General features: G+C 53.3%; 24 protein-coding genes. 16 read left to right on the top strand and 8 right to left on the bottom strand.

The features are described from left to right. The 8 genes from dhaM to OGX96_RS16320 all read left to right on the top strand — a co-directional run bounded on the left by dhaM (position 1) and on the right by OGX96_RS16320 (position 9,958). On the top strand, positions 1-1,431 hold the full coding sequence (gene dhaM / locus OGX96_RS16355; protein WP_286583630.1) for a dihydroxyacetone kinase phosphoryl donor subunit DhaM: 1,431 nt from the start codon (positions 1-3) through the stop codon (positions 1,429-1,431). A 170-nt stretch (positions 1,432-1,601) separates the two neighbouring features. Further along, positions 1,602-3,314 carry an alpha,alpha-trehalase gene (locus tag OGX96_RS16350; protein WP_286583629.1) on the top strand — a complete coding sequence of 571 codons (1,713 nt, stop codon included), beginning with the start codon at positions 1,602-1,604 and terminating at the stop codon, positions 3,312-3,314. Between the two features lie 207 nt (positions 3,315-3,521). Further along, entirely contained in the window at positions 3,522-4,544 is a 1,023-nt protein-coding gene (locus OGX96_RS16345; protein ID WP_286583626.1) for an ABC transporter substrate-binding protein, read from the top strand. A gap of 26 nt (positions 4,545-4,570) precedes the next feature. Further along, positions 4,571-5,530: a FecCD family ABC transporter permease gene (locus tag OGX96_RS16340; RefSeq protein WP_502872655.1), complete on the top strand. Its 960-nt coding sequence runs from the start codon at positions 4,571-4,573 to the stop codon at positions 5,528-5,530. Then, positions 5,527-6,288, top strand: coding sequence for an ABC transporter ATP-binding protein (locus OGX96_RS16335; RefSeq protein ID WP_286583622.1), 762 nt, complete (start codon positions 5,527-5,529; stop codon positions 6,286-6,288). The genes OGX96_RS16340 and OGX96_RS16335 overlap by 4 nt, the downstream gene beginning before the upstream one ends. A 9-nt stretch (positions 6,289-6,297) precedes the next feature. Next, on the top strand, positions 6,298-7,110 hold the full coding sequence (locus tag OGX96_RS16330) for a class I SAM-dependent methyltransferase (RefSeq protein ID WP_032943738.1): 813 nt from the start codon (positions 6,298-6,300) through the stop codon (positions 7,108-7,110). Next, on the top strand, positions 7,107-7,964 hold the full coding sequence (gene modD, locus OGX96_RS16325; RefSeq protein ID WP_235127373.1) for a ModD protein: 858 nt from the start codon (positions 7,107-7,109) through the stop codon (positions 7,962-7,964). Before OGX96_RS16330 ends, modD begins: the two co-directional genes overlap by 4 nt. Positions 7,965-7,987: 23 nt before the next feature. Beyond that, positions 7,988-9,958, top strand: a complete 1,971-nt coding sequence (locus OGX96_RS16320; protein ID WP_137377345.1) for a TonB-dependent receptor plug domain-containing protein — start codon at positions 7,988-7,990, stop codon at positions 9,956-9,958. Positions 9,959-9,999: 41 nt separating this feature from the next. Here the strand turns inward: OGX96_RS16320 and OGX96_RS16315 are convergent, their stop codons facing one another. Continuing rightward, a complete protein-coding gene (locus tag OGX96_RS16315; RefSeq protein ID WP_048212573.1) occupies positions 10,000-10,254 on the bottom strand; it encodes a GlsB/YeaQ/YmgE family stress response membrane protein in 255 nt (84 codons plus the stop codon). 201 nt (positions 10,255-10,455) lie between these two features. On the opposite strand from OGX96_RS16315, the gene ycgR reads away from it, so the two are divergent. Continuing rightward, positions 10,456-11,190, top strand: a complete 735-nt coding sequence (gene ycgR, locus OGX96_RS16310) for a flagellar brake protein YcgR (protein WP_048235228.1) — start codon at positions 10,456-10,458, stop codon at positions 11,188-11,190. 11 nt (positions 11,191-11,201) lie between these two features. Here the strand turns inward: ycgR and emtA are convergent, their stop codons facing one another. Then, entirely contained in the window at positions 11,202-11,813 is a 612-nt protein-coding gene (gene emtA, locus OGX96_RS16305; RefSeq protein WP_016153365.1) for a membrane-bound lytic murein transglycosylase EmtA, read from the bottom strand. A 98-nt stretch (positions 11,814-11,911) separates the two neighbouring features. Between emtA and ldcA the strand changes: the two genes are divergently transcribed. Further along, entirely contained in the window at positions 11,912-12,826 is a 915-nt protein-coding gene (gene ldcA / locus OGX96_RS16300) for a muramoyltetrapeptide carboxypeptidase (RefSeq protein ID WP_286583618.1), read from the top strand. Between the two features lie 97 nt (positions 12,827-12,923). After that, positions 12,924-14,657 carry a potassium/proton antiporter gene (locus OGX96_RS16295; RefSeq protein ID WP_008785011.1) on the top strand — a complete coding sequence of 578 codons (1,734 nt, stop codon included), beginning with the start codon at positions 12,924-12,926 and terminating at the stop codon, positions 14,655-14,657. Positions 14,658-14,761: 104 nt separating this feature from the next. Here OGX96_RS16295 and dadX read toward each other — a convergent pair whose 3' ends face one another. Then, entirely contained in the window at positions 14,762-15,832 is a 1,071-nt protein-coding gene (gene dadX / locus OGX96_RS16290; protein ID WP_060682084.1) for a catabolic alanine racemase DadX, read from the bottom strand. 12 nt (positions 15,833-15,844) lie between these two features. Further along, positions 15,845-17,143, bottom strand: a complete 1,299-nt coding sequence (locus OGX96_RS16285) for a D-amino acid dehydrogenase (RefSeq protein ID WP_003833553.1) — start codon at positions 17,141-17,143, stop codon at positions 15,845-15,847. A gap of 322 nt (positions 17,144-17,465) precedes the next feature. On the opposite strand from OGX96_RS16285, the gene OGX96_RS16280 reads away from it, so the two are divergent. After that, entirely contained in the window at positions 17,466-18,998 is a 1,533-nt protein-coding gene (locus OGX96_RS16280) for a SpoVR family protein (protein ID WP_003833557.1), read from the top strand. A 102-nt stretch (positions 18,999-19,100) separates the two neighbouring features. Here the strand turns inward: OGX96_RS16280 and fadR are convergent, their stop codons facing one another. Then, a complete protein-coding gene (fadR, locus tag OGX96_RS16275) occupies positions 19,101-19,820 on the bottom strand; it encodes a fatty acid metabolism transcriptional regulator FadR (RefSeq protein WP_003833559.1) in 720 nt (239 codons plus the stop codon). Positions 19,821-20,056: 236 nt separating this feature from the next. Between fadR and nhaB the strand changes: the two genes are divergently transcribed. The 3 genes from nhaB to OGX96_RS16260 all read left to right on the top strand — a co-directional run bounded on the left by nhaB (position 20,057) and on the right by OGX96_RS16260 (position 22,725). Then, the gene (nhaB, locus tag OGX96_RS16270; protein ID WP_008785014.1) at positions 20,057-21,601 is read left to right on the top strand and encodes a Na(+)/H(+) antiporter NhaB; all 1,545 of its coding nucleotides are present in this window, start codon (positions 20,057-20,059) and stop codon (positions 21,599-21,601) included. Positions 21,602-21,742: 141 nt separating this feature from the next. Then, positions 21,743-22,273, top strand: coding sequence for a disulfide bond formation protein DsbB (gene dsbB / locus OGX96_RS16265; protein ID WP_003844060.1), 531 nt, complete (start codon positions 21,743-21,745; stop codon positions 22,271-22,273). A gap of 110 nt (positions 22,274-22,383) precedes the next feature. Next, positions 22,384-22,725: a TehB family protein gene (locus OGX96_RS16260; RefSeq protein ID WP_003020940.1), complete on the top strand. Its 342-nt coding sequence runs from the start codon at positions 22,384-22,386 to the stop codon at positions 22,723-22,725. A 29-nt stretch (positions 22,726-22,754) separates the two neighbouring features. Here the strand turns inward: OGX96_RS16260 and ycgN are convergent, their stop codons facing one another. From ycgN to OGX96_RS16245, 3 genes are all read right to left on the bottom strand, one after another. Beyond that, a complete protein-coding gene (gene ycgN / locus OGX96_RS16255) occupies positions 22,755-23,201 on the bottom strand; it encodes a cysteine cluster protein YcgN (protein WP_003020944.1) in 447 nt (148 codons plus the stop codon). A 92-nt stretch (positions 23,202-23,293) separates the two neighbouring features. Beyond that, on the bottom strand, positions 23,294-23,953 hold the full coding sequence (locus tag OGX96_RS16250; RefSeq protein ID WP_100272295.1) for a fumarylacetoacetate hydrolase family protein: 660 nt from the start codon (positions 23,951-23,953) through the stop codon (positions 23,294-23,296). A gap of 69 nt (positions 23,954-24,022) precedes the next feature. After that, on the bottom strand, positions 24,023-24,316 hold the full coding sequence (locus OGX96_RS16245; RefSeq protein WP_003833735.1) for a YcgL domain-containing protein: 294 nt from the start codon (positions 24,314-24,316) through the stop codon (positions 24,023-24,025). A gap of 126 nt (positions 24,317-24,442) precedes the next feature. Here OGX96_RS16245 and minC point away from each other — a divergent pair, with 126 nt between their 5' ends. Further along, positions 24,443-25,150 carry a septum site-determining protein MinC gene (gene minC, locus OGX96_RS16240; RefSeq protein ID WP_003833736.1) on the top strand — a complete coding sequence of 236 codons (708 nt, stop codon included), beginning with the start codon at positions 24,443-24,445 and terminating at the stop codon, positions 25,148-25,150. Positions 25,151-25,154: the final 4 nt, after the last annotated feature.

Below are 25,154 nucleotides of genomic sequence, written 5' to 3'. Positions count from 1 at the left end.
ATGGTAAACCTGGTTATTGTTTCTCACAGCGCCCAACTGGGCGAAGGCGTCGGTGCGCTGGCCCGGCAGATGTTAATGGGCGGTGATTGCAAAATCGCCATTGCCGCAGGCATTGATGATCCTGAGAATCCGATTGGCACCGATCCGATCAAGGTGATGGAAGCCATCGAGTCCGTGGCCGATACGGACCACGTGCTGGTGATGATGGATATCGGTAGTGCATTACTGAGTGCGGAAACCGCGCTGGAACTGCTCGACCCTGGCATTGCCGCCAAAGTGCGTTTGTGCGCAGCACCACTGGTTGAAGGCACACTGGCCGCGACGGTTAGCGCCGCCGCGGGTGCTGATATCGATCGGGTCATCCGTGATGCCATGAACGCCCTCGACGCCAAATGTGAGCAACTGGGTTTACCTTCGCCATCCGCAGCGAAACCCGCATCTGCTGCACTGTCTCCCGATGCAGATGCCCGTTCTGTTGCCATTGTGGTGAAAAACCCTAACGGCATCCACGTTCGCCCGGCTTCGCGGCTGGTTTCCGCGTTGTCTGGTTTTAACGCCGACATGTGGCTGGAGAAAAACGGCAAGTGTGTGGTTCCTGATAGCCTGAATCAGATAGCTCTGCTGCAGGTACGCTGTAATGACACGCTGCGCCTGATTGCCAAAGGCGAACAGGCAGAGGATGCGCTGGCCGCATTTAAACAGCTGGCAGCGGAGAATTTTGGTGAATCGCTCGAGTCCGCTAATGCTGATAACAAGGCAACTCAGGCTCCCTCAAAAGTCACGGGGACGGCATTCTGTTACACGCCGTTCTCACCCGAGGTAAACCCGCAGCCAGCCGCATCACTCCAGGCTGAGCAGCAGCGATTACAGACCGCCATCCAAAGTACGCTGAACGATCTGAGCGAACTCACCGCACTTGCTGAAGAACGATATTCCGCAGATATCGCTGCCATCTTCTCCGGTCACCACACGCTGTTGGACGATCCTGAACTGTTTGAAATGGCCTGCGATGTAATGCGCGAAAAGCAGTGCAGCGCCGCCTGGGCCTGGCATCAGGTGCTGAGCGATCTCAGCCAGCAGTATTTACAGCTCGATGATCCTTATCTGCAGGCGCGATACATTGATATTGAAGATTTGCTGTCCCGTTCACTGCAGCATTTGACGGGAGAGAGCGCACAAATTCCCGCGTTCTTGCGCCCCACTATCCTGGTCGCTGATGTCATTTATCCGTCTACGGTACTGCAACTCGATCCGAAGACCATCAAAGGTATCTGCCTGCGGGACGGCAGCGAAGCCTCGCATCCGGCGATTATCGCTCGTGAAATGGGTCTGTGCTGGATGTGTCAGCAAGGCGCGGCTCTCGATAGCATCAAGATGGGCGATACTCTGACCATTGACTGTGTCACACAGCGGATAACCCGCGCAAACTGATACCGAAGCACACCCTTTCCAACAAAGGGTGTGCTTCTTCTCTATTCGCGTCGGGAAATGTCTGTTTATTCGCAAAATGGGGAGCCGATCACGCGAAACGGTCATTCCTGAACTAAGGTTTTCTCATGGTAAATGCCGCTACTTCGGCACGCCGCTAAGGAGATTAACCGATGATAACGCCAGCAACTCGCCATCCTGGCCTGCTCTCTGTTGCAATAAAACTGACGCTCGCAAGCACCTTTTTTGCCCTTTCCTCTTTTACCGTCAACGCCGAGGACGCACCAGCCGCTACGCCTGCTCCGCCTGATATTCTGCTTGGCCCCCTGTTTAACGATGTACAAACAGCCAAACTGTTTCCTGACCAGAAAACCTTTGCGGACGCGGTGCCAAACAGCGATCCATTAATGATCCTTGCCGATTACCGGATGCAGAAAAACCAGTCCGGATTCGACTTACGCCATTTTGTGCAAGTGAATTTCACCTTGCCGAAAGACGGCGAGAAATACGTGCCCCCGGCTGGGCAATCATTACGCGAACATATCGATGGCCTGTGGCCGGTACTCACCCGTTCGACAACCGACGCTGAAAAATGGGATTCGCTGCTGCCGCTCCCGGAACCGTATGTGGTACCTGGCGGGCGTTTTCGCGAAATATATTATTGGGACAGCTATTTCACCATGCTGGGGCTTGCCGAGAGCAATCACTGGGATAAGGTCTCGGACATGGTGGCAAACTTCGCTTACGAGATTGATTCCTGGGGACACATTCCTAACGGCAACCGCACCTACTACCTGAGTCGTTCGCAACCGCCGTTCTTTGCCTTTATGGTTGAACTACTGGCGCAGCACGACGGGAATGACGCGCTGAAAAAATACCTCCCACAGATGCTCAAAGAGTACAGCTACTGGATGGAAGGCGTCGAAACACTCCAGCCCGGTCAGCAAAATAAGCGCGTAGTTAAACTGGATGACGGCACCATTTTGAACCGCTACTGGGATGAGCGCGATTCGCCTCGGCCAGAGTCGTGGGTAGAGGATATCGCCACCGCTAAAAGCAACCCGAACCGCCCGGCCACAGAAATCTACCGCGACCTGCGTTCAGCTGCCGCGTCCGGCTGGGATTTTAGTTCCCGCTGGATGGACAATCCTAATCAGTTGGGCACTCTGCGCACCACCAGCATCGTTCCGGTCGATCTCAATGCGCTGATGTACAAAATGGAAAAAATGATCTCCCTCGCCAGCAAGGCTGCTGGTGATGATGCCAAAGCGGCGCAGTACGATGGCTTCGCTAATACCCGACAAAAAGGGATCGAGAAGTACCTGTGGAACGACAAAGAAGGCTGGTATGCCGACTACGATCTGAAAAGCCACAAAGTACGCAACCAGCTCACGGCTGCCGCCCTGTTCCCGCTATATGTCAATGCAGCGGCAAAAGATCGCGCCAGTAAAGTCGCCACGGCCACCCAGGCACATCTGCTGCAACCGGGCGGCCTTGCTACCACGTCGGTGAAAAGCGGCCAGCAGTGGGATGCCCCCAATGGCTGGGCCCCGCTCCAGTGGGTAGCAGCATCCGGGTTACAGAATTACGGTCAGGATACTGTCGCCATGGACGTGACCTGGCGATTCCTCACCAATGTTCAACACACCTACGATCGCGAGAAAAAGCTGGTTGAGAAGTATGACGTGAGCACCACTGGAACCGGCGGTGGCGGCGGTGAGTATCCGTTGCAGGATGGTTTCGGCTGGACCAACGGCGTAACGCTGAAAATGCTCGACCTGATTTGCGCCAAAGAAAAGCCCTGTGACAACGTACCCGCATCACGACCTACCCCGGCAAGTACTGCGCCAGTCGAGTCTAAAAAACAGACTCAACCGACGCCATAACATCATAGCCTGAGCCGTTTTACTTCCTGAATCCGCGCTTCGTCGCGGATTTTTCTTTCTTATATTTCCCCCTTCCAGCTGTCTCTATGGCCTCTAGCCCTTATGGGGTATCCAGGGTTTTCATCCGTGAGAAATTGATTCTGAACATGTTTTTATTCGCTGTATATGTAAATATATAGCGATTTTGTAACCTTCAGGATAACAATAATGCCACTGACAAGACGGATGTTTGCCCAACTCGTGGCATCTGCACTGCTGCTACGCCATCTTCCCGCGTTTGCTCAAACCTCGCTGACTGTGGCCATTGGAGACTCTCCGAAGCCAGAAACGACCCAACGCGTGGTCAGCGCGGGCGCGCCTGCTGACATGCTGCTGCTGGCCGTCGCACCGGAAAAACTGGTGGGGCTTTCCTCCTTTGATTTCTCTCGCCAGACCGCCATCCCGTTTAACGATAACATTCGGACTTTGCCGAAACTCGGCAGGCTGGCGGGGCGCGCCAGCACGCTCTCGCTTGAAGCACTCCTGGCGCTTAAACCTGACCTGGTTATTGACTGCGGTAATGCCGATGAAACCTGGCTTTCTCAGGCCAGACAAGTGAGCACACAAACACACATTCCCTGGCTGCTGATTAACGGCGAATTGCGCCATACCCCAGAACAGTTACGCGCAGTCGGTGAAGTATTGGGCGTCGTCTCGCGAACCGCAATGCAGGCCGCGCTGGCCCGTCGATTTATCGATGATGCAATAGCTTTCTCGCATTCACCCGCGGCGAATCTGCGTTTTTATGCCGCGCGCGGTGCCAGAGGACTGGAGACTGGTTTACAAGGTTCTCTGCATACCGAAGCAGCAGAACTACTGGGGTTGCACAATGTGGCGCACATCCCCGGACGACAGGGGCTCACACAGGTCTCAATGGAAAATCTGCTCAGCTGGCAGCCGGATATTATCCTGGTGCAGGATGCAGTGACAGCGCAGTTCCTACGAGAAGATCCGGTCTGGCAAGGGGTCAAAGCGGTTGCTGACCGGCGCATTCTGTTTCTCAGCGGTCTGCCGTTTGGCTGGCTGGATGCACCTCCTGGCATCAACCGTTTACTGGGGTTACGCCGCCTGCACGCCTGGCTTGATCCACAGGTTGAAGCGAGCTTTAAAACCGATATGCAGAACTACAGTGAATTGTTCTGGCACACCACGCTAAGCGACGCACAGTATCAAAGGTTGGTGGCAGTCTGATGAAAACATCAACCCTCGGTTTTCTGATGATTGCTGCGGTAGTGCTTTGCGCGAGCGTCGCCGCGGTATCAGGCGCGTATCGCCTGGATGCACAACAGGTTTTGAATCTCGTGGCCGGTGCAGATGGCGTTCCAATGCAGGACAAAATCGTCTTCTGGCAAATCCGCCTGCCACGCATACTGGCTGCATTGCTGCTCGGCGCGGCGCTGGCGGGCGCAGGAACCACCTATCAGGGCATGTTCCGCAACCCGCTGGTCTCGCCGGATATTCTCGGCGTGGCGGCGGGTGCGGGTTTAGGTGCCTGTTTAGCAATCCTGTTAGGTTTACCGATCCTGTTCATTCAGCTGTATGCGTTCACGGGCGGTTTATTCGTGGTCGCCGGTGTCTGGTTGATTACCCGGCGAGTCAAGCGTCACGACCCGGTGTTAACGCTGGTGCTGGTCGGGATTGCGCTGGGCACGGTATGCGGCGCGGGAATTTCACTCATCAAAACGCTGGCCGACCCGTATACCCAACTCCCCTCTATCACTTTCTGGCTGCTTGGCGGTTTATCGACGATCACGCCGCACGATCTGTGGTTCTCGGCACCGCTGATCTTCGCAGGACTGGTCCCGCTATTGCTGCTGCGCTGGCGCATGAACCTGCTCACCCTGTCGGATGATGAAGCACGATCGCTTGGGATCAACGTCTCCCGATTGCGACTGGGACTGATCGTCTGCGCAACGTTAATCACCGCCTGTACCGTTGCCATCGCGGGCATTATCGGCTGGATTGGGCTGGTTGTACCGCACATCGGCAGACTCCTCAGTGGCAATAACCACCAGCAGTTGCTGCCAGTTTCCATGGGGATCGGCGCCATTTTGCTGCTGCTCACCGATACTCTTGCCCGCACGCTGAGCAGCACAGAAATCCCGCTGGGGATCCTGACGGCATTTATTGGCGCACCGTTCTTTTTGCTGCTTTTGCTACGGGGAAATCGCCCATGACGCTTCTGACCGTTCGCCATGCGTCGTTGGGATACCACAGTCACCAGCCCGTGTTACGCGATGTCTCATTTCAGGTTTCGCCCGGCTCCGTCTGTTGTCTGATTGGGGCCAACGGCAGTGGAAAAACCACCCTGATGCGCACCATTCTCGGCGTTCTTTCGCCGCTTCACGGTGACATTCTGCTTGATGGCGTCGCTATAAATCATCTCAGCGATCGGCAACGCGCCGCCGCTATCGCCTGGGTTCCTCAGGCACATGACGGCGCGTTTGCCTTCACTGCGCTGGACATGGTGATGATGGGGCTGGCCCCGCAATTGGCGGCATTTGCGGTTCCCGGCGCTAAAGAGCGTGAAAATGCGCACCAGCAGATGACGATGCTGGGCATCTCTCACCTGGCGCCCCGACGCTGGAACATGCTGAGCGGCGGAGAGCGGCAACTGGTGTTAATTGCCCGCGCGCTGGCGCAGCGTCCGCGTCTTTTGTTGCTGGATGAACCCGCTTCCAGCCTGGATTTTGGGCATCAGATCCGTCTGCTCGACACGCTGGTGACGCTGAAAAATTCAGGTATGGCCCTGCTAATGTCGACGCATCATCCGTTGCACGCCCGGGCAATCGCCGACAGCGTGGTACGCGTTGAACCGAACGGTGAAGTGTCGCAGGGGCTTCCTGAACATCAGCTTGCTGCCGATCGTCTGGCGGAACTGTATCGCGTTACACCGTCACAAATCGCTCACCATCTCTTTGGCTCACATAACTAAGGAATAATAATGCTCATTGACGACATTGATTTTGCCGATCTTTACCGTAAACAGTTACAGCTGGCGAACAGAACCGAGAAAAAGCCGGAGCACTGGGATAAACGTGCGGAAAAAATGGCGGAAAATTGCGCCTCATTAACCGACAGCTATCTGCTGCAACTGCTGGGGAAAATCGACCTGAAAGGGGCGGAGTCGCTGTTTGACATGGGTTGCGGTCCCGGTACCGTCTCGCTGGCGCTGGCTAAAAAGATGCCAATAATTTACGGCGTAGATTACAGCCAGGGCATGCTTAGCGTAGCTGCCCGCCGCGCTGCGCAAATGAACGCCCGTCACGTGCAGTGGGTGCAGCGGGCCTGGGAGGAACACTGGGATGATTTACCCCAGTGCGATATCGCCGTCGCCTCGCGCTCTACGCTGGTTGCCGATATGCGCCAGGCGATGACCAAACTGAATAATCAGGCCCGACTGCGGGTTTACACCACTCATCTCGTCAGTTCATCTTTCGTTTCCCCCACCATTCAGCGTGCACTGGGCCGCGAAGTGATTGAGCTTCCCAACTATATCTATGCGCTTAATGTCCTGTATCAGATGGGGATCCACGCGCATGTTGATTTTATCCGCGGACCCAACTGCCAGCAGGACAACAGCACCTGGACGCGTTTTCTGGAAAACGTGCGCTGGAGTATGGGTGAACTGAGCGCCGACGAGGTCGAACGTCTGGAAACCTGGTATCAACAGCAGGATCCACGCACGATTGCCCCCGCCAGCCGTGACTGGGCGCTTATCTGGTGGGACAGCGTGCCGCGGGAGGCGCTGCGATGATCTACTTTTCGCAGGCGCAAACCGACGCGCTGCTGCTGGAAGATATTCAGGGCGGCGATCTGACTACCCGCGCGTTGGGGATCGGCGCACAGCCGGGCGTTATGGCGTTTTACCATCGCCAGGGCGGATGCGTTAGCGGCACCGCCGTTGCCAGACAAATGCTCACCTCATTAGGGCTGACCGTCAGCGACATGGTGGCCGATGGTGAACAGGTAAGTGCAGGACAGCGATTGATTCGCGCACATGGGAATGCGGCGGCGCTACACCAGGGTTGGAAAGCGGTACAAAATGTCCTGGAGTGGAGCTGCGGGGTTTCAGGCTATCTTGAGAGCATGTTGAGCCAACTGCGCCAACGCTATCCTGATGGGCAGATTGCCTGCACCCGCAAAGCCATTCCCGGCACGCGTTTGTTGGCGACTCAGGCAATACTCGCCGCGGGAGGCATTATCCATCGCGGAGGATGCGCCGAAACGGTACTGCTGTTTGCTAATCACCGCCATTTTCTTACCAATCCAAACGACTGGACAGGCGCGATTGCGCGCTTACGCCGCCATGCGCCAGAAAAAAAGATTGTGGTTGAAGCAGATACGCCAGATGAGGCATTAGCCGCGCTACGCGCCGCGCCCGATGTCCTGCAACTCGACAAATTTACCCCTGAGCAAGCAACAGAAATTGTCCGCCAGGCCCCTTCTCTGGCCCCCCATTGCACGCTGGCGCTGACTGGCGGCATTACCCTCGCCTCGCTGGCGAGTTATCTCGACTGTGGCATCAGACTTTTCATCACTTCCGCGCCTTACTACGCTCCGCCCGCGGATATCAAAGTTAGCCTGAGCCCGGACGCACGTGGCATATAACATTAATAAATGGACTAAAAATAATGAATTTCAACAAAAGTTGTCTTTACACAGCCCTGTCGTTTGCTTTCGCGCACAGTGCTTTTGCTGGGCAGGAAAGCGAAACCATGACCGTCTGGTCAAGTCCGGCCTCCGCCGCAACCACTACGGTTCTCGGCCAGGAAACGATGCAGCAACTGGATAAGCAAAACGTGGCGCAGGCACTGAGCGTTGTCCCCGGCGTCGTGCTGCAAAAGTCAGGCAACCGCAATGAACAGCAGGTGAAAGTCCGCGGTTTTGACAGCCGTCAGGTTCCCGTCTATTTTGACGGCGTGCCGGTATACATCCCCTATGATGGCAACCTCGATTTAGGCCGTTTTCTGACCTCCGATATCGCTTCGGTTGAAGTCTCCAAAGGCTACTCGTCGCTGTTACAAGGGCCGAACCAGATGGGCGGCGCCATCAATATCACCACCCAAAAACCCACCAAACCGATTGAAGGCAGCATTGGCTATCGCCAGGGCTGGAGTCGTAGCAAAGACAATGCCCACGATATGCACGCTTCATTTGGCGCCAGCAACGATCTCGGCTACATCCAGCTCAGCGGCAGTCAGTTGAAGCAGGATTTCCTAGGCTTACCGCACGGCGTGGACAATCCTATTGCGGGCAGCAACGGCAAGATGATTAACTCCTCCGCCGATGACAAACGCGGCATCGTGAAGCTGGGCTTTACCCCACGTGGTAATGACGAATATGTGCTGACCTATATTAATCAGGACGGTGAAAAAGATAACCCGCCGTACGCTGGAACCAGCAGTCAGAAATCACGCTACTGGCAATGGCCACAGTATGATAAAGAGAGCTACTACTATCAGGGCACCACCCATCTGGGCGATCGTTTCACACTAAAAAGCCGTCTGTATCGCGATACCTTTGAAAATACGCTGATGATGTACAACTCACTTGCCGATCTGAAAAACAAGAAAGGCAACTACAGTCATTATTCAGACTATAGCGATGGCGCTGGCCTGCAACTTGCTGCGGATATGCGTGAAAACGACCAGCTCTCTTTCGCCGTGAACTGGAAAGATGATGTTCACCGCGAGAAAGGCGCTCCGAATGCGGCTTACGATCGCTACGAAGACCGCACCTGGTCCGTTGCCAGCGAATACCAGTGGGCAGCGGCGGATAACGTCGATGTCGTGGCGGGAATAAGCTATGACTGGCGCGACAGTCTGGAAGGCATGAAGCACGAGAAAAATGGCAGCGTCACCCACTATGATGACAACAATCAGTCGGCCTTCAACTGGCAGATGATGACCAAATATCACTTTGAAAATTCAGACACATTAGCGCTGTCCTACTCTGACAGAACACGTTTCCCGACGTTGAAAGAGCGCTACACCACCTCGAAACCGGCCTATAACCAGGTGGCGCTGGTCAATCCGCAGCTTAAACCGGAACGCGCCCGCAGCGTGGATCTGACCTGGAATGGTTCACTTGGTAAAGACTGGGGATTCGAAGCCAGCGTCTATTACAACCGCATCAGCGATGCGATTCTTTCACACAATATTGATGCCGATACCATCCAGAATCAGAACAGCGGCCGAGTGGATTACACCGGTCTGGATGCAGGCGTTAAAGGTAAAGTCTTTGATATGCTGGATGTTGGGCTGAGCTATGGCCTGATTCATGCGGACGTCAAACGCAGCGACATCGGCAAAATAACCGATTTGCCAACACAAACCCTCACCGCCTGGATGACGCTGAAACCGTGGGATCCGCTGAGCATTACGCTGTCTGAAGAGGCCCGCTCATCGAGCTATAGCAATAGCGACGGCTCTCAGAAAGCCGCAGGTTTCGCCATTACCCATTTACGCGCCGACTACGCCATCGGTCACGGTTTTAGCGTCAACGCTTCGGTCAATAACCTGTTCGATACACAATACGTGTACAGCGAAGGATTTATCGAAGAAGGCCGTAATTACTGGGCGGGAATTGAGTACCAGTTCTGACTTAGACATATAGAGAAACGGCCCCCACAGGGGCCGTTCGATTAATCTCGTCGTACAAGCCGGAAGACACCCAGCACAACAATCGCGCCGACCACGGCCACCAGGAAGCTATGGAGATTAAATCCGCTGACATCGCCGCCAATACCAAACATCGTTGCCAACCATCCACCGACCACAGCACCGACAATACCGAGAATACAGGTCAGGATAAACCCACCGCCATCACGCCCCGGCATAATCAGTTTGGCGATAACCCCCGCAATCAGACCAAAAATAATCCAGGCAATAATTCCCATTTTCAGGCCCTCTTTCCAGTGAACGCACGCGCAAGACGTTCCTGCGCCAGCACTTAAAGTATAGGCAAGCCATCGCGACATGCTTTTATCACTCAGACTTAATTCATTGGGTTTGGTAAAAAATTTCATCCATTTGTATTAAGTTCCGTCGATTAATGCCGATAACCCAACGACAAACCAGGCATCCAGGAGTCATTAGGTGTGAGTAACTACAATGAGCAGTTCCTGAAGCAAAATCCGTTAGCGGTGTTAGGTGTACTTCGGGACTTAAAGTCGCAGCAGGTTCCACTGCGTATCTCCTGGTCAGGCGGCCAGTTCATCAGCAAAATTCTGACCGTCAGTCCCGATGAACTGATCATGGATTTTGGCAGCCAGGAATATGAAAACCAGGCCGTACAGCGGGCCAGCCAGATCTCAATTATCGCCGAAACGCAGGGAGCCAAAGTAGAATTCACCCTGCCACAGCTGAAAAAAGGCGAGTATCAGCAACTGCCGGCGTTTATTTCATCCTTGCCGCCTTCTCTGTGGTTTGTGCAGCGTCGGGAATATTTCCGTATCGGCGCTCCGCTGCATCCTCCCTATCGCTGCACGGCAAAAATGCCGGACAACAGCATTCTGCATTTTCGCTTATTCGATCTATCTCTCGGCGGCATGGGCGGGCTGTTAGAAGTGGCAAAACCAGAGGGGTTGGCAGAAGGTATGCGCTTCTCGCAGGTTGAACTAAATATGGAGCAATGGGGGGTGTATCACGTTGACGCCCAACTTATTTCCATTAGCGAACGCAAGGTTATCGATGGGAAAAACGAAACCATTACCACTCCCCGCCTGAGCTTTCGTTTTCTCAACGTCGGCCCGGCGGTGGAGCGGAACTTACAGCGGATTATTTTTTCCCTTGAACGCGAGGCCCGGGAAAAGTCGAACAAGGTGCGCGATTAGCATCACCTGAATTACATCACATCCAGCGCTTGTTGAAGCTTCCAGATATAGCGCGGGGCCTGCGGCGCCGGATGATTGTCCGCAACATGTTCAATAAATTCATCCGGGCTGAGGTCGTTGATTTTATTGATCGCTTTTTTCCTGTCGGATGAGAACGTGCGTAACAGTGCGCCCGCACCGTTGGCGTACGAGACTACCAGCGCGTACTGCATCACCTGCGGATCTTCAATCCCGGCCAGCGGCCCGGTTTCGAGAATACTCAGGTATGCGGCCCCCATCGAGATATTGCGCTCGGGGTTTTTCAACTCACTGGTCGACGGCTCTCCGCTCCAGCCCATGCGGCGATAAACATCGCGTCCTGAAGTTGAGGCTTTCAACTGCATCAGACCAATCGCATTGGACTTACTGACCGCATTCGGATTTCCGCCTGATTCAATGGCGATAATAGCGGTAATCAATTGTGGACTGACACCCCAGGCCGCACCGGCTTTTTCACTGATCGGCATCCATTGCATTGCGCGTTTAACCGGAACTTCAGCATTCCACGGCGGGTTTTTGTAATCCTGTTTTGAACTACAGCCCGCAAGTAATACAACCAAAAAAGCAAACCATCTCAATTTCACGTCATCTATCCTTATAGCCGGAACCTGTCGCTGAGGTGACAACGACATACCTACGCGGCATGATATACATTTGGTTTTAGTTGTAGCAAGGAAATGCCATGTCCCGGTTTCACTTAATTGCCCCATCGGGCTACTGTATCAATCAGCAGGCTGCCTTACGTGGGCTTGCGCGTCTTACTGAGGCCGGTCATCAGGTCGACAATTCAGCGGTCATTGCGCGCCGCTGCCAGCGTTTTGCGGGGACAGAGGCAGAAAGGCTTGCTGATGTGAACTCGCTCGTTAATCTGAAAACCCCCGATACCATTGTGATGGCGGTACGCGGCGGCTATGGCGCGAGCCGTTTACTGGAAGATATTGACTGGCAGGGGCTGGCAGCCCGCCAGCAACAAGATCCACTGCTGCTGTGCGGACACAGCGATTTTACGGCGATCCAGTGTGGTCTGCTGGCACAGGGGAATGTGATTAGCTTCAGCGGCCCGATGCTGGCGGCGAACTTCGGCGCCGAAGAAATGAACGCATTCACCGAGCACCATTTCTGGCAGGCTTTGCGTAATGCCCAATTTACCCTCGAATGGCAGGGTGACGGTCCGCAGTGCGCAACTGAAGGTACACTGTGGGGCGGAAATCTGGCGATGATCATTTCGCTGATGGGTACACCGTGGATGCCGGCCATCAAAAACGGCATTTTGGTGCTGGAAGACATTAACGAGCATCCATTCCGTGTCGAGCGCATGCTGCTGCAGCTGTACCACGCCGGAATATTGGCCCAGCAAAACGCCATTATTCTCGGCAGTTTTAGCGGTAGCGCACCCAATGATTACGATGCCGGTTACAATCTTGATTCAGTTTGTGATTTTCTGCGCACCAGATTGTCAGTACCGTTGATCTGCGGCCTCGATTTTGGCCATGAACAACGCACTGTCACCCTGCCTTTGGGAGCCAATGCGGTGCTGAAAAATGATAAAAACGGCACTCAGCTCACCTTAAGTGGGCATCCGGTACTAAAATCGTAAAAAAAGCGGCTAATGGGGCTAAGCAAAACGCTGTTTCTGTCGTTATTATGGTAGGGTTTATTAATACGAAACAGCGTAATTCAGGAGTAACCGAACGTTGGATGCCGCAGCAATTATTAGCCTTTTTATTTTGGGTTCCGTTCTCGTCACCTGCAGTATCTTACTCAGTTCATTCTCATCACGTCTTGGTATCCCTATCCTGGTGATATTTCTCGCTATCGGTATGTTAGCGGGCGTAGATGGTATAGGCGGCATACCTTTCGATAACTATCCATTCGCCTACATGGTGAGTAACCTGGCACTGGCAGTTATCCTGCTCGACGGCGGGATGCGCACCCAGGCCAGCTCTTTTCGCGTTGCGTTAGGCCCGGCGCTATCGTTGGCGACGGTCGGTGTGCTGATTACTTCCGGACTCACTGGCATGATGGCCGCGTGGCTGTTTCATCTGGATCTTATCGAAGGACTCCTGATTGGCGCGATTGTTGGTTCAACCGACGCCGCGGCGGTCTTTTCCCTGCTTGGCGGTAAGGGGCTTAACGAACGCGTTGGCTCTACGCTGGAAATTGAATCCGGCAGTAATGACCCGATGGCCGTGTTTTTGACCATCACGCTCATCGCCATGATCCAAAACCACGAAACCGGTTTAAGCTGGATGTTCGCGGTGCACATTATCCAGCAGTTTGGCTTAGGCATCGTTATCGGTCTGGGCGGTGGATATATGCTCCAGCAGATGATTAACCGCATTTCTCTGCCTGCCGGACTGTATCCGCTATTGGCGTTAAGCGGTGGGATCCTGATTTTTGCCCTGACCACTGCGCTGGAAGGCAGCGGTATTCTGGCAGTTTATCTGTGTGGTTTCTTGCTGGGTAATCGCCCTATTCGCAACCGGTTTGGTATTCTGCAAAACTTCGACGGTCTGGCCTGGCTGGCGCAAATCGCCATGTTCCTGGTGCTCGGACTGCTGGTTACGCCGTCCGACCTGCTGCCTATCGTGGTTCCTGCGCTGATTTTGTCTGCGTGGATGATTTTCATTGCCCGCCCACTTTCGGTTTTCGCCGGACTGCTGCCGTTTCGCGGCTTCAATCTGCGCGAACGCATTTTCATCAGTTGGGTGGGTCTGCGCGGTGCGGTACCCATCATCCTCGCCGTCTTCCCAATGATGGCGGGTCTGGAGAATGCACGCCTGTTCTTTAACGTCGCCTTCTTCGTGGTACTGATCTCGTTGCTGTTCCAGGGAACCTCTCTTTCATGGGCCGCTAAAAAAGCCAAAGTGGTGGTCCCTCCTGTTGGCTGGCCCGTGTCGCGCATTGGCCTGGATATTCATCCGGATAACCCGTGGGAGCAGTTTGTTTATCAGCTCAGCGCCGATAAGTGGTGCGTAGGAGCCGCATTGCGCGACCTGCATATGCCGGAAGAAACGCGAATAGCCGCCCTGTTTCGTGACAACGTGCTGTTTCACCCCTCCGGCAGCACACGTCTTCGCGAAGGCGACGTATTGTGTGTTATTGGCCGCGAGCGCGATCTCCCGGCTCTTGGCAAGCTGTTCAGCCAGTCGCCACCTGTGTCGTTAGACCAGCGCTTCTTCGGTGATTTTATTCTTGAAGCCAGCGCAAAATATGCCGATGTGGCGCTGATTTATGGCCTGGAAGATGGCACCGAGTATCGTGATAAGCAGCAAACGTTGGGTGAAATTGTCCAGCATCTGCTTGGTGCCGCGCCGGTCGTCGGTGACCAGGTGGAATTCGCTGGCATGATCTGGACCGTAGCCGAGAAGGAAGATAATGCGGTGCTGAAGGTCGGTGTTCGCGTTGCTGAAGATGAGGATGAGTAAAGCGGATGTTTTGCCGGGTGGCGGCTGCGCCTTACCCGGCCTACAAAATGCACTGACTCTGGAGGCCTGATAAACGCAACAGCATCAGGCAATGCTATATAAAGTTACACCGTCACAACTGGCACGCGCAGCGCCAGAGAACACATTAACTCGTAGCCTACCGTACCTGCGGCGGTGGCCACATCGTCAATTTTAATCTCTTTGCCCCACAGCTCTACCGGCGTCCCGATCCCTGCCTGCGGGCATGGTGTCAGATCTACCGCCAACATATCCATTGAGACTGTCCCCACCGTCCCGGTACGTACACCGTCCACCAGCACCGGAGTACCACTTGGCGCATGGCGTGGATAACCGTCTGCATAGCCGGTCGCTACAATGCCAATGCGCTGCTCGCCGCTGGCAGTGTAGCGTCCACCGTAGCCCACCCGATCGCCAGCTTTCAGCGTCTGTATGCCGATGATCTCACTGCTCAGCGTCATCACTGGCTTCAGGCCGGTGTTAGCGATGTCCCGCCATTGTCCTGAAGGCGACGCACCATACAAAATAATGCCCGGACGAACCCAGTCATAATGCGCTTCAGGGTGCCACAGCGTGGCTGCCGAATTCGACAGCGATCGTCTGCACTCCAGCCCTTCAGTTGCCTGCGCAATACGTGTCATAGCCTCCTGGATACCTTCCGGGTGCTCTGCATCGGCAAAATGTGACATCAGCGTCATTTCACCGACGTTGGGCATCGTCCGCAGCTGTTGCCAGACCGTGGGAACTCTTTCCGGTAAAAAACCAAGGCGGTTCATACCACTGTTCACCTTCAGGTAAACATCGAGCGGCGCCTTCAGGCGCGCATTCTGCAATGCTTTTAGCTGCCAGTTACTGTGTACACAGGTGGTGAGTCGATAATTGTCATATACCGTCAGGTCTTCGGCGTGGAAAAAACCCTCCAGCATGAGTATCGGGCCTTTCCATCCGCGCTCGCGTAGGGTTATCGCCTCTTCAAGATTGAGCATGGCAAAACCATCGGTTGTGCCCAGCGCATTCCAGACGCGTTCAATACCGTGTCCATACGCATTGGCTTTCACCACCGACCAGACGCGGGCGTCCGGTGCGGCCTGGCGGGTAATGGTCAGATTTTGTTTCAACGCCTGCAGGTCAATGCTGGCCAGTATCGGGCGGGTCATCTCACGTCCTTATCAGTTATGTGCGCCATGTAAATGCCGTGGACGAGATGGGGTAAACCCCGGACTGTAACGCGCCACGCTCAGATCGTCATAAGGTATGGCTGGCGTGCGGCCAGAAAGGATATCGCTCAGTAGCTGACCGGAGCCGCAGGCCATGGTCCAACCCAGCGTGCCGTGGCCGGTATTGAGCAGCAGATTCTTAAAGCGGGTGCGCCCCACCACAGGCGTTCCGTCCGGCGTCATCGGACGCAGTCCGGTCCAGAAGGTTGCCTGCTCCACATGACCGCCGCGCGGGAAGAGATCGCGTACGACCATTTCCAGCGTTTCACGACGAGGTTGTAGCAATTCTGTATTAAAGCCGACAATCTCCGCCATGCCGCCAACGCGAATACGATTGTCAAAGCGGGTAATAGCGATTTTGTAGGTTTCATCAAGGATAGTAGAAACCGGCGCACCGTCGTCTTGCGCCACCGGAATAGTCAACGAATAGCCTTTGAGCGGATAGACCGGGATATCAACGATCCCTTTCAGCATTGCCGTGGAGTACGAACCAAACGCCATCACATAGGCATCGGCTTTAACTATCTCTTCGCCGCACTGGACGCCATAAATCTGCTCACCATCGCTCAGCAGCTTATCGACCGGGGTGTTAAAGCGAAACTTAACGCCCGCCTGCTCCGCCATCTGAGCCAGACGCTGGGTAAACAGCTGGCAGTCGCCGGTTTCATCATTCGGTAAACGCAAACCACCGGTCAGTTTGTGCGCTACTTCTGCCAGTGCGGGTTCGACTTCCGCCAGACGGTTTGCTTCCAGCAGTTGATATGGCACGCCAGCGTCTTCGAGCACGGCGATGTCGCGGGTAGCGTTCTCATACTGTTGAGCGGTACGGAAAAGTTGCAGGGTTCCGCCCTGGCGCCCTTCGTACTCGATACCGGTAGAAGCGCGCAGCGCTTTCAGGCAATCACGGCTGTATTCCGCCAGTCGCACCATGCGTCCTTTATTTTCCATATAGTGGCTGGTGTCGCAGTTGCGCAGCATCTGCCACATCCATTTCAACTGGAACTGGGTTCCGTCAAGACGGACGGCCAGCGGAGCGTGGCGCTGAAACATCCACTTAATTGCTTTTAGCGGTACGCCTGGTGCCGCCCATGGTGCTGCATAACCTGGAGAGATTTGCCCCGCGTTCGCCGCACTGGTTTCCAGTGCCGGACCGGGCTCACGATCAATGACGGTGACATCGTGTCCAGCCTGACTTAAGTACCAGGCGCTGGTCACGCCAACGACACCACTTCCCAGTATGACAACTCGCATAGCCACTCCGTTAACAGTAAAAGAACAATCATCTAATTACATCTTGATAACTCAGTTGAAAATATTATTCAACATATGGCTTTTTTATGGTGACTTACCTCACATATAGCGGTGATAGCTGGGGACTCTCCGCTTTGGCATCTCCTGCTGTGCGTTATTTTTATCCAGCATAAAATTTTGCGGCCATGCCATTTTTCGACGCCTCGCTAACGTGAAATCGCAAAGAAAAAATTTCTGCCGCAGCACGTTTTTTAACACCATGATCTATGCTTGACATGAGGTACTCCAGACAGAGAGTGCCGCCAACAATGAGGGTGCGCGAATGGCTACGATTGATTCCATGAACAAGGACAGCACACGGTTAAGCGATGGACCCGACTGGACGTTTGATCTGCTGGATGTCTATCTGGCAGAGATAGACCGCGTGGCGAAACTCTACAGACTGGATACCTACCCGCACCAAATCGAGGTGATCACCTCCGAACAGATGATGGACGCTTATTCCAGCGTCGGGATGCCGATCAACTATCCTCACTGGTCGTTTGGTAAAAAGTTTATTGAAACCGAGCGCTTGTATAAGCATGGTCAGCAGGGGCTGGCCTATGAGATCGTTATCAACTCCAATCCGTGCATCGCGTATCTGATGGAGGAGAACACCATCACCATGCAGGCGCTGGTGATGGCGCATGCCTGCTACGGACACAACTCCTTTTTCAAAAACAACTACCTGTTCCGAAGCTGGACGGATGCCAGTTCCATTGTCGATTACCTGATCTTCGCGCGAAACTATATTACCCAGTGTGAAGAGCGTTACGGCGTGGATGAAGTCGAAAAGCTGCTCGACTCCTGCCATGCGCTGATGAACTACGGCGTTGACCGTTACAAACGCCCGCAAAAAATCTCCCTACAGGAAGAGAAAGCCCGTCAGAAAAGCCGTGAAGAGTATCTGCAAAGCCAGGTGAATATGTTGTGGCGCACGCTGCCGAAGAAAGAGGAAGAGAAAACCGTGGCGGAAGCCCGGCGTTATCCCTCTGAGCCACAGGAGAACCTGCTGTACTTCATGGAGAAGAACGCCCCGCTGCTGGAGTCCTGGCAACGCGAAGTGTTGCGCATTGTACGCAAGGTCAGCCAGTATTTTTATCCGCAGAAACAGACGCAGGTGATGAACGAGGGCTGGGCCACTTTCTGGCATTACACTATCCTGAACCATCTTTATGATGAAGGTAAAGTCACCGAACGGTTTATGCTGGAGTTTCTGCATAGCCATACCAATGTGGTATTTCAGCCGCCCTACAACAGCCCGTGGTATAGCGGGATAAACCCGTACGCTCTGGGGTTTGCCATGTTCCAGGATATCAAACGTATTTGTCAGTCGCCGACCGAGGAGGACAAATACTGGTTCCCGGACATAGCGGGTTCTGACTGGCTGGAAACCCTGCATTTTGCGATGCGCGATTTCAAAGATGAGAGCTTTATCAGCCAGTTCCTGTCGCCAAAGGTGATGCGTGATTTCCGTCTGTTCACCGTGCTGGATGACGATCGTCACAACTATCTGGAGATTTCAGCGATTCATAACGAGGAAGGATATCGTGAGATCCGCAACAGGTTGTCGTCGCAATACAACCTCAGCAACCTGGAGCCGAATATTCAAATCTGGAATGTCGATCTGCGTGGCGACCGTTCGCTCACCTTACGCTATATTCCGCATAATCGCGCACCGCTGGATAAAGGACGCAAAGAAGTGCTCAAGCACGTACACCGGCTTTGGGGTTTTGACGTGATGCTGGAGCAACAGAATGAAGATGGTAGCGTGGAGCTGTTGGAGCGTTGCCCGCCAAGGATGAACGGTCTGTAAATCTTATTACCGGAGGCGGTGTAAACACCATATCCGGCCTACGAAGTGCACGTATTGTAGGCCGGATAAGACGCTTTGGCGTCGCCATCCGGCTTTGATCAATTAACGGCCCTGAATCGCCAAATCGCCCGGCAGGCTCTTTTGCATGCGATGCCAAATTTCGCCACTGTCGTGACCATAGCGACGCACCGTTTCATACACTTGCTCATGAGCGCCCTGCTCGCAGAGTTCTGACAGTTTACGGTAGAAGCTCAGCGCCAGCGCGCGCGCTTCCGGATTGGCAAAATAATGACGACCAATGCGGGTATATAATCCTTTCATACCGTTGAGGATCAAACCGTAAATCGGATTGCCGGAGGCAAATGCCAGGCCGCGGAAAATGTTATAGTCCAGATCGGCAAATGCGTCAGCGTGGTCGGCCACCTGATTTGCCGTCGCCAGAACCTCCTGTGCTTTATCAGGATGCTGGCGAAACGCAGTACGAACAAAGATCGTCGAAATATTGGTACGCACGGACAGCAGATTATCAATCAACTGCGGGACACTCTCGTGATCGAGACGCGCCAGCGTTTCAAGAATATTCAGCCCGGAGGTTTCCCAGAAGTTATTCACCTTCGTCGGTTTGCCGTGTTGAATGGTCAACCAGCCATCTCGCGCCAACCGCTGCAATACTTCGCGTAGCGTGGTACGTGTCACCCCAATAAGTTCGGAGAGTTCACGTTCAGCGGGCAAAATAGTGCCAGGTGGGAAGCGGTTATTCCAGATACTTTCAATGATGTACTCTTCCGCGAACCCAGCCGGGCTTTGCGCCTTAATGACCATAGTAAAAATTCCATTACACAGCAAAACATAGTTACACACATCATACCAGATGGGTATCTTAGCTGATAGCTGACGCAATGAAGAAAAAGTGGATCAAGGCTTCATTTTCCAAATAACGCTACAGCACAGCCAACCTTGCCAGTCTCGTGAATAGCTTGCCTGTACTCCCTCCTCCCGCTAAGCTTTGCGGTCAAACATAAAAACATGATTTCATTTTTAAAGGTAGGGAAATCACCATGGAGCTATCATGGGGCCGCGCTATGTGGCGCAATTTTTTAGGTCAATCACCAGACTGGTACAAACTTGCACTGCTTGTCTTCTTAGTCGTTAACCCGATTATTTTTTTCATCAACCCTTTTATCGCCGGCTGGTTGCTGGTGGCCGAGTTCATTTTCACGCTGGCGATGGCGTTAAAATGCTACCCACTGCTGCCAGGCGGGCTGTTGGCTATCGAAGCTGTCATTATTGGCATGACCAGCGCCACGCATGTGCGTGAAGAGGTTGCCGCAAATCTTGAGGTGTTATTGCTGCTGATGTTTATGGTGGCAGGCATCTACTTTATGAAGCAGTTATTACTGTTTATTTTCACGCGTCTGCTGCTCACTATTCGCTCCAAGACGCTGCTGTCACTGTCTTTTTGTGTTGCAGCCGCTTTCCTCTCTGCGTTCCTCGATGCGTTGACCGTCGTTGCCGTGGTAATCAGCGTTGCGGTCGGGTTTTATGGTATCTACCATCGCGTTGCTTCTTCTCGCGCGGAAGACAACAACATGCTTGATGACAGCCATATCGATCAGCACAATAAAGTCGTACTTGAGCAGTTCCGCGGTTTTCTGCGTAGCCTGATGATGCACGCGGGTGTCGGTACGGCGTTAGGCGGCGTGATGACCATGGTGGGCGAGCCACAAAACCTGATTATTGCCAAAGCGGCTGGCTGGCATTTTGGCGACTTCTTCCTGCGCATGTCGCCAGTTACCGTCCCGGTACTGATTTGCGGCCTGTTAACCTGTGTACTGGTCGAGAAATTGCGCTGGTTTGGCTATGGCGAAACGCTGCCGGAGACCGTCCGTGATGTCCTGCAACAGTTTGACGATCAGAGCCGCCAACAACGTACCCGCCAGGACAAAATCAAACTGATTGTCCAGGCGATTATTGGCGTCTGGCTGGTCGTTGCTTTGGCCCTGCATCTGGCAGAAGTCGGATTGATCGGTTTGTCGGTCATCATTCTGGCAACCTCGTTGACCGGCGTAACCGACGAACATGCGATAGGTAAGGCCTTTACCGAGTCGCTACCCTTCACCGCGCTGCTGACCGTGTTCTTCTCTATTGTCGCGGTGATTATCGATCAACAGCTCTTTTCACCGATTATTCAGTTTGTTTTGCAGTCGTCTGAACATGCACAACTGACGCTGTTTTATCTCTTCAACGGCCTGCTGTCTTCGATCTCTGATAACGTTTTTGTTGGTACGATTTATATCAATGAAGCCAAAGCCGCGATGGAACATGGGACCATCAGCCTTAACCAATTTGAGCTGTTGGCGGTGGCGATCAATACCGGGACCAACCTGCCTTCGGTGGCCACGCCAAACGGCCAGGCTGCATTCCTGTTCCTGCTGACCTCTGCACTGGCGCCGTTGATTCGCCTCTCTTATGGTCGCATGGTGTGGATGGCCCTGCCTTATACTCTCGTCCTGACGCTCGTCGGCCTGCTTTGCGTCGAGTTCACGCTAGTTCCGGTGACCGAGTGGATGACCCAAACGGGCTGGTTAGCTACACTTTCATAACAATTAACCGGGCAAATCACTGCCCGGTTTGACTTTTTGCATGATAAATATCCGATTACGCAAATTTTCAATTCCCGCTAGTGGCGCATAAAGTGAATTGGTTTAAACTGCGGTCTCTACGCATGTTGCAGGGAAATGATTATGTTGCGATTTTTAAACCAGTGCTCCCGAGGTCGTGGAGCATGGTTATTGTTGGCGTTAACCGCCTTTGCGCTGGAGCTCGTCGCGCTGTGGTTCCAGCACGTCATGCTGCTAAAACCTTGCGTGTTGTGTATTTACGAACGTAGCGCATTATTTGGCGTGATGGGTGCAGGGCTGGTGGGTGCTATCGCACCAAAAACACCGCTTCGCTATGTGGCGATGATAATCTGGATTTACAGTGCCTGGCGCGGACTTCAGTTAGCGTATGAGCACACCATGATTCAGCTGCACCCATCCCCGTTTATGACCTGTGATTTTGCCGCACGCTTCCCAAGCTGGCTGCCGCTGGACAAATGGCTGCCGCAGGTGTTTTTAGCGTCCGGTGACTGTGCTGAGCGCCAGTGGTCTTTTTTAACCCTGGAAATGCCGCAGTGGCTGTTGGGGATCTTCGCCGCCTACCTGGTGGTCGCCGTGCTGGTAGTGATAGCACAGCCGTTCAAACCGAAAAAACGTGACCTCTTCGGTCGCTAACAGAGACGCTCCTTCGGGAGCGTTTTTTTTGCCTTAAATTCATTGCCTGCTGGCATCTATAAGATGTATATTAAATACATCTTATAGATGCCACACCAAGGAGATGTCTTATGTCCCATTTACGCATCCCGGCAAACTGGAAAGTTAAACGCTCTACTCCCTTCTTCACGAAAGACAACGTCCCGGCAGCACTGCTTTCTCACCATAACACTGCAGCAGGCGTTTTTGGACAGCTTTGTGTGATGGAAGGTACGGTAACGTATTACGGCTTTGCCAATGAAGACGCAAAAGAGCCTGAAGTGAAAGTGGTGATTAATGCCGGTCAGTTTGCGACCAGTCCACCGCAGTACTGGCATCGCGTTGAATTAAGCGACGACGCGCAATTCAACATCAATTTCTGGGTTGAAGATGACAACCATGGCGATGAGATGTATCAGGCGAAAAAGTCTTAAGCCTTAACGCCTGCTAATCGATGGGCGGCTTAGTCCGCCCATGAAGGTTTGTTCAGAATATGATCCTGCCAGTCACGCACTTCCGATTCTTTCACCGCAATATGACGTACTGAAATACGTTCACCGTGCATCGCCGCTTTTGATCCCGTCAGCAGTGGATGCCACTCCGGCAGCCCTTTACCTTCCGCTAGCAGACGATACGCACAGGTCATCGGCAGCCATTCAAAGGTAGGCAGATTATCGCGCGTCAGTTTGATACAGTCAGGCTCGTACTCGAATCGGCGTTCGTAATTACGGCACTGACAGGTTTTGATATTGAGCTGCTTACACGCGACGTTAGTAAAATAGATTTCGTCGGTATCTTCATCCATCAGCTTATGCAGGCAGCATTGACCACACCCGTCACATAATGACTCCCACTCGGCATCGGTCATTTCATCCAGGGTTTTACTTTGCCAGAAAGGTATGTCGCTCATCAGGGTATCCGCTATTGCAATAAAGCTGCACCTTATAACCAGTCTGGCACGCTGATGCAAGTTTTGCCGCCCGAAAAGGCGGCAAGAAGAGATTACAGCACGCGTGTCGTCAGCGTTTGACCATGAAAACTGATAGCCAGTTCATCACCGCTGTTTAACGGCCCAACTCCTGCTGGCGTCCCCGTCAACACAACATCGCCCGCTTTGAGGGTAAAGAAACGACTCATGTAGGCAATCAAAGGAACGATGTGATGGATCATATCCGCCGTGGTGCCGTGCTGGCGCTGTTCACCGTTAACCGTTAACCCGAGCATCGTATCCTGAGGATCACCATTAAATTCCGCCACCGGAATAAACCCTGACAGCGGGCAAGAGTTATCAAAGCCCTTCGCTTTTTCCCACGGTTGCCCCGCCTTCTTCATTTTGCCCTGAATATCACGCAGGGTCAGATCCAACGCGACGCCATAGCCCGCAATGGCTTTGCGCACATGTTCTTCCGTCGCCTGACGTAGGGTCGCGCCAATCAAAACAGCCAGCTCAACTTCATGGTGAACCGCACCCATATCAGATGGGATCACCAGCGGCTGGCGTAAATCGCACAGCGCGGTTTCCGGTTTAATAAACAGCACCGGTTCTTCCGGAGGCGTTCCACCCATCTCTTTAATATGGTTGGCATAGTTACTCCCTACGCAAACCACCTTACTCACCGGATAATCCAGCAGAGCACCATGCCAGTTATGATGTTGATACATTACTTTCCCCTAACGTAGTTATCAATTTCAGGTACTGCATCGATGGGGCGTGCTGCTGCCGGATGCAGTTTAGCGTTTATCGTCTGGTGTATTTTGTTTCGTCGCGGCCAGATGCTGTTTAAGTAAATCTTCTGGCGGCGGTGGTATTTGTAAATAATAGCCCTGCTCGGTGAGTGCCTGTTTTACTTTTTCCAGATCGGCATTAACCAGCTTTTTACGGCCATCAAGCGGCAACATCATTGCCAGCGTCGGCTGACCAAATCCTTTCATCAGTTCTTCAGGAACTCGCGAGAAATCGTCTTTTTTTTCGACATATAAATAGGTCTGGTCACGTTTACTGCTTCGGTAGATCACACAAAACATATCTTTTACTCTGAATTCACGGAATGGTGGCTTGCCTCAATATAATACTGACTATAACATGCCTTATAGTCTTCGGAATATCACCCCGCGCTGGGGATGATAAATAGCAAATTGAGTAAGGCCAGGATGTCAAACACGCCAATCGAGCTTAAAGGCAGTAGCTTCACCTTATCAGTGGTTCATTTACATGAAGCAGAACCCGAGGTTATTCGTCAGGCGTTGGAAGACAAAATCGCGCAGGCACCTGCTTTTTTAAAACATGCTCCCGTAGTGGTTAACGTGAGTGGTCTTGAAAGCCCGGTAAACTGGTCAGCGCTGCAGAAGGTTGTCGCGTCTACCGGATTGCGCATTATCGGCGTTAGCGGATGCAAAGACGCCAGACTCAAGGCAGAAATCGACGAAATGGGTCTTCCTTTACTGACTGAAGGTAAAGAAAAAGCTATTCGTCCTGCGCCCGTTGAGGCCCCGGCTCCCGTCGCTCCGCCACAAAACGTTACTCCCATCACAAAAACACGATTAATAAATGTGCCGGTTCGTTCCGGTCAGCGCATTTATGCACCACAATGTGATCTGATTGTTACAAGCCACGTCAGTGCAGGCGCAGAGCTTATCGCTGATGGCAATATTCATGTTTATGGAATGATGAGAGGCCGTGCGTTGGCAGGCGCAAGCGGTGACCGGGAAGCGCAAATTTTTTGTACCCATCTGACGGCAGAACTGGTGTCTATCGCAGGTGTTTATTGGCTGAGTGATAAAATCCCAGCAGAATTTTATGGCAAAGCGGCACGTCTGCAATTAGCAGAGAACGCTTTGACAGTTCAACCGTTGAATTGATCCC

This window comes from Citrobacter sp. Cpo100 (genome assembly GCF_030332595.1).
GTDB classification, from domain to species: domain Bacteria; phylum Pseudomonadota; class Gammaproteobacteria; order Enterobacterales; family Enterobacteriaceae; genus Citrobacter; species Citrobacter portucalensis.
Note: the sequence above shows the minus strand (reverse complement) of the source record. Positions and strands in the feature narration are given on the sequence as shown.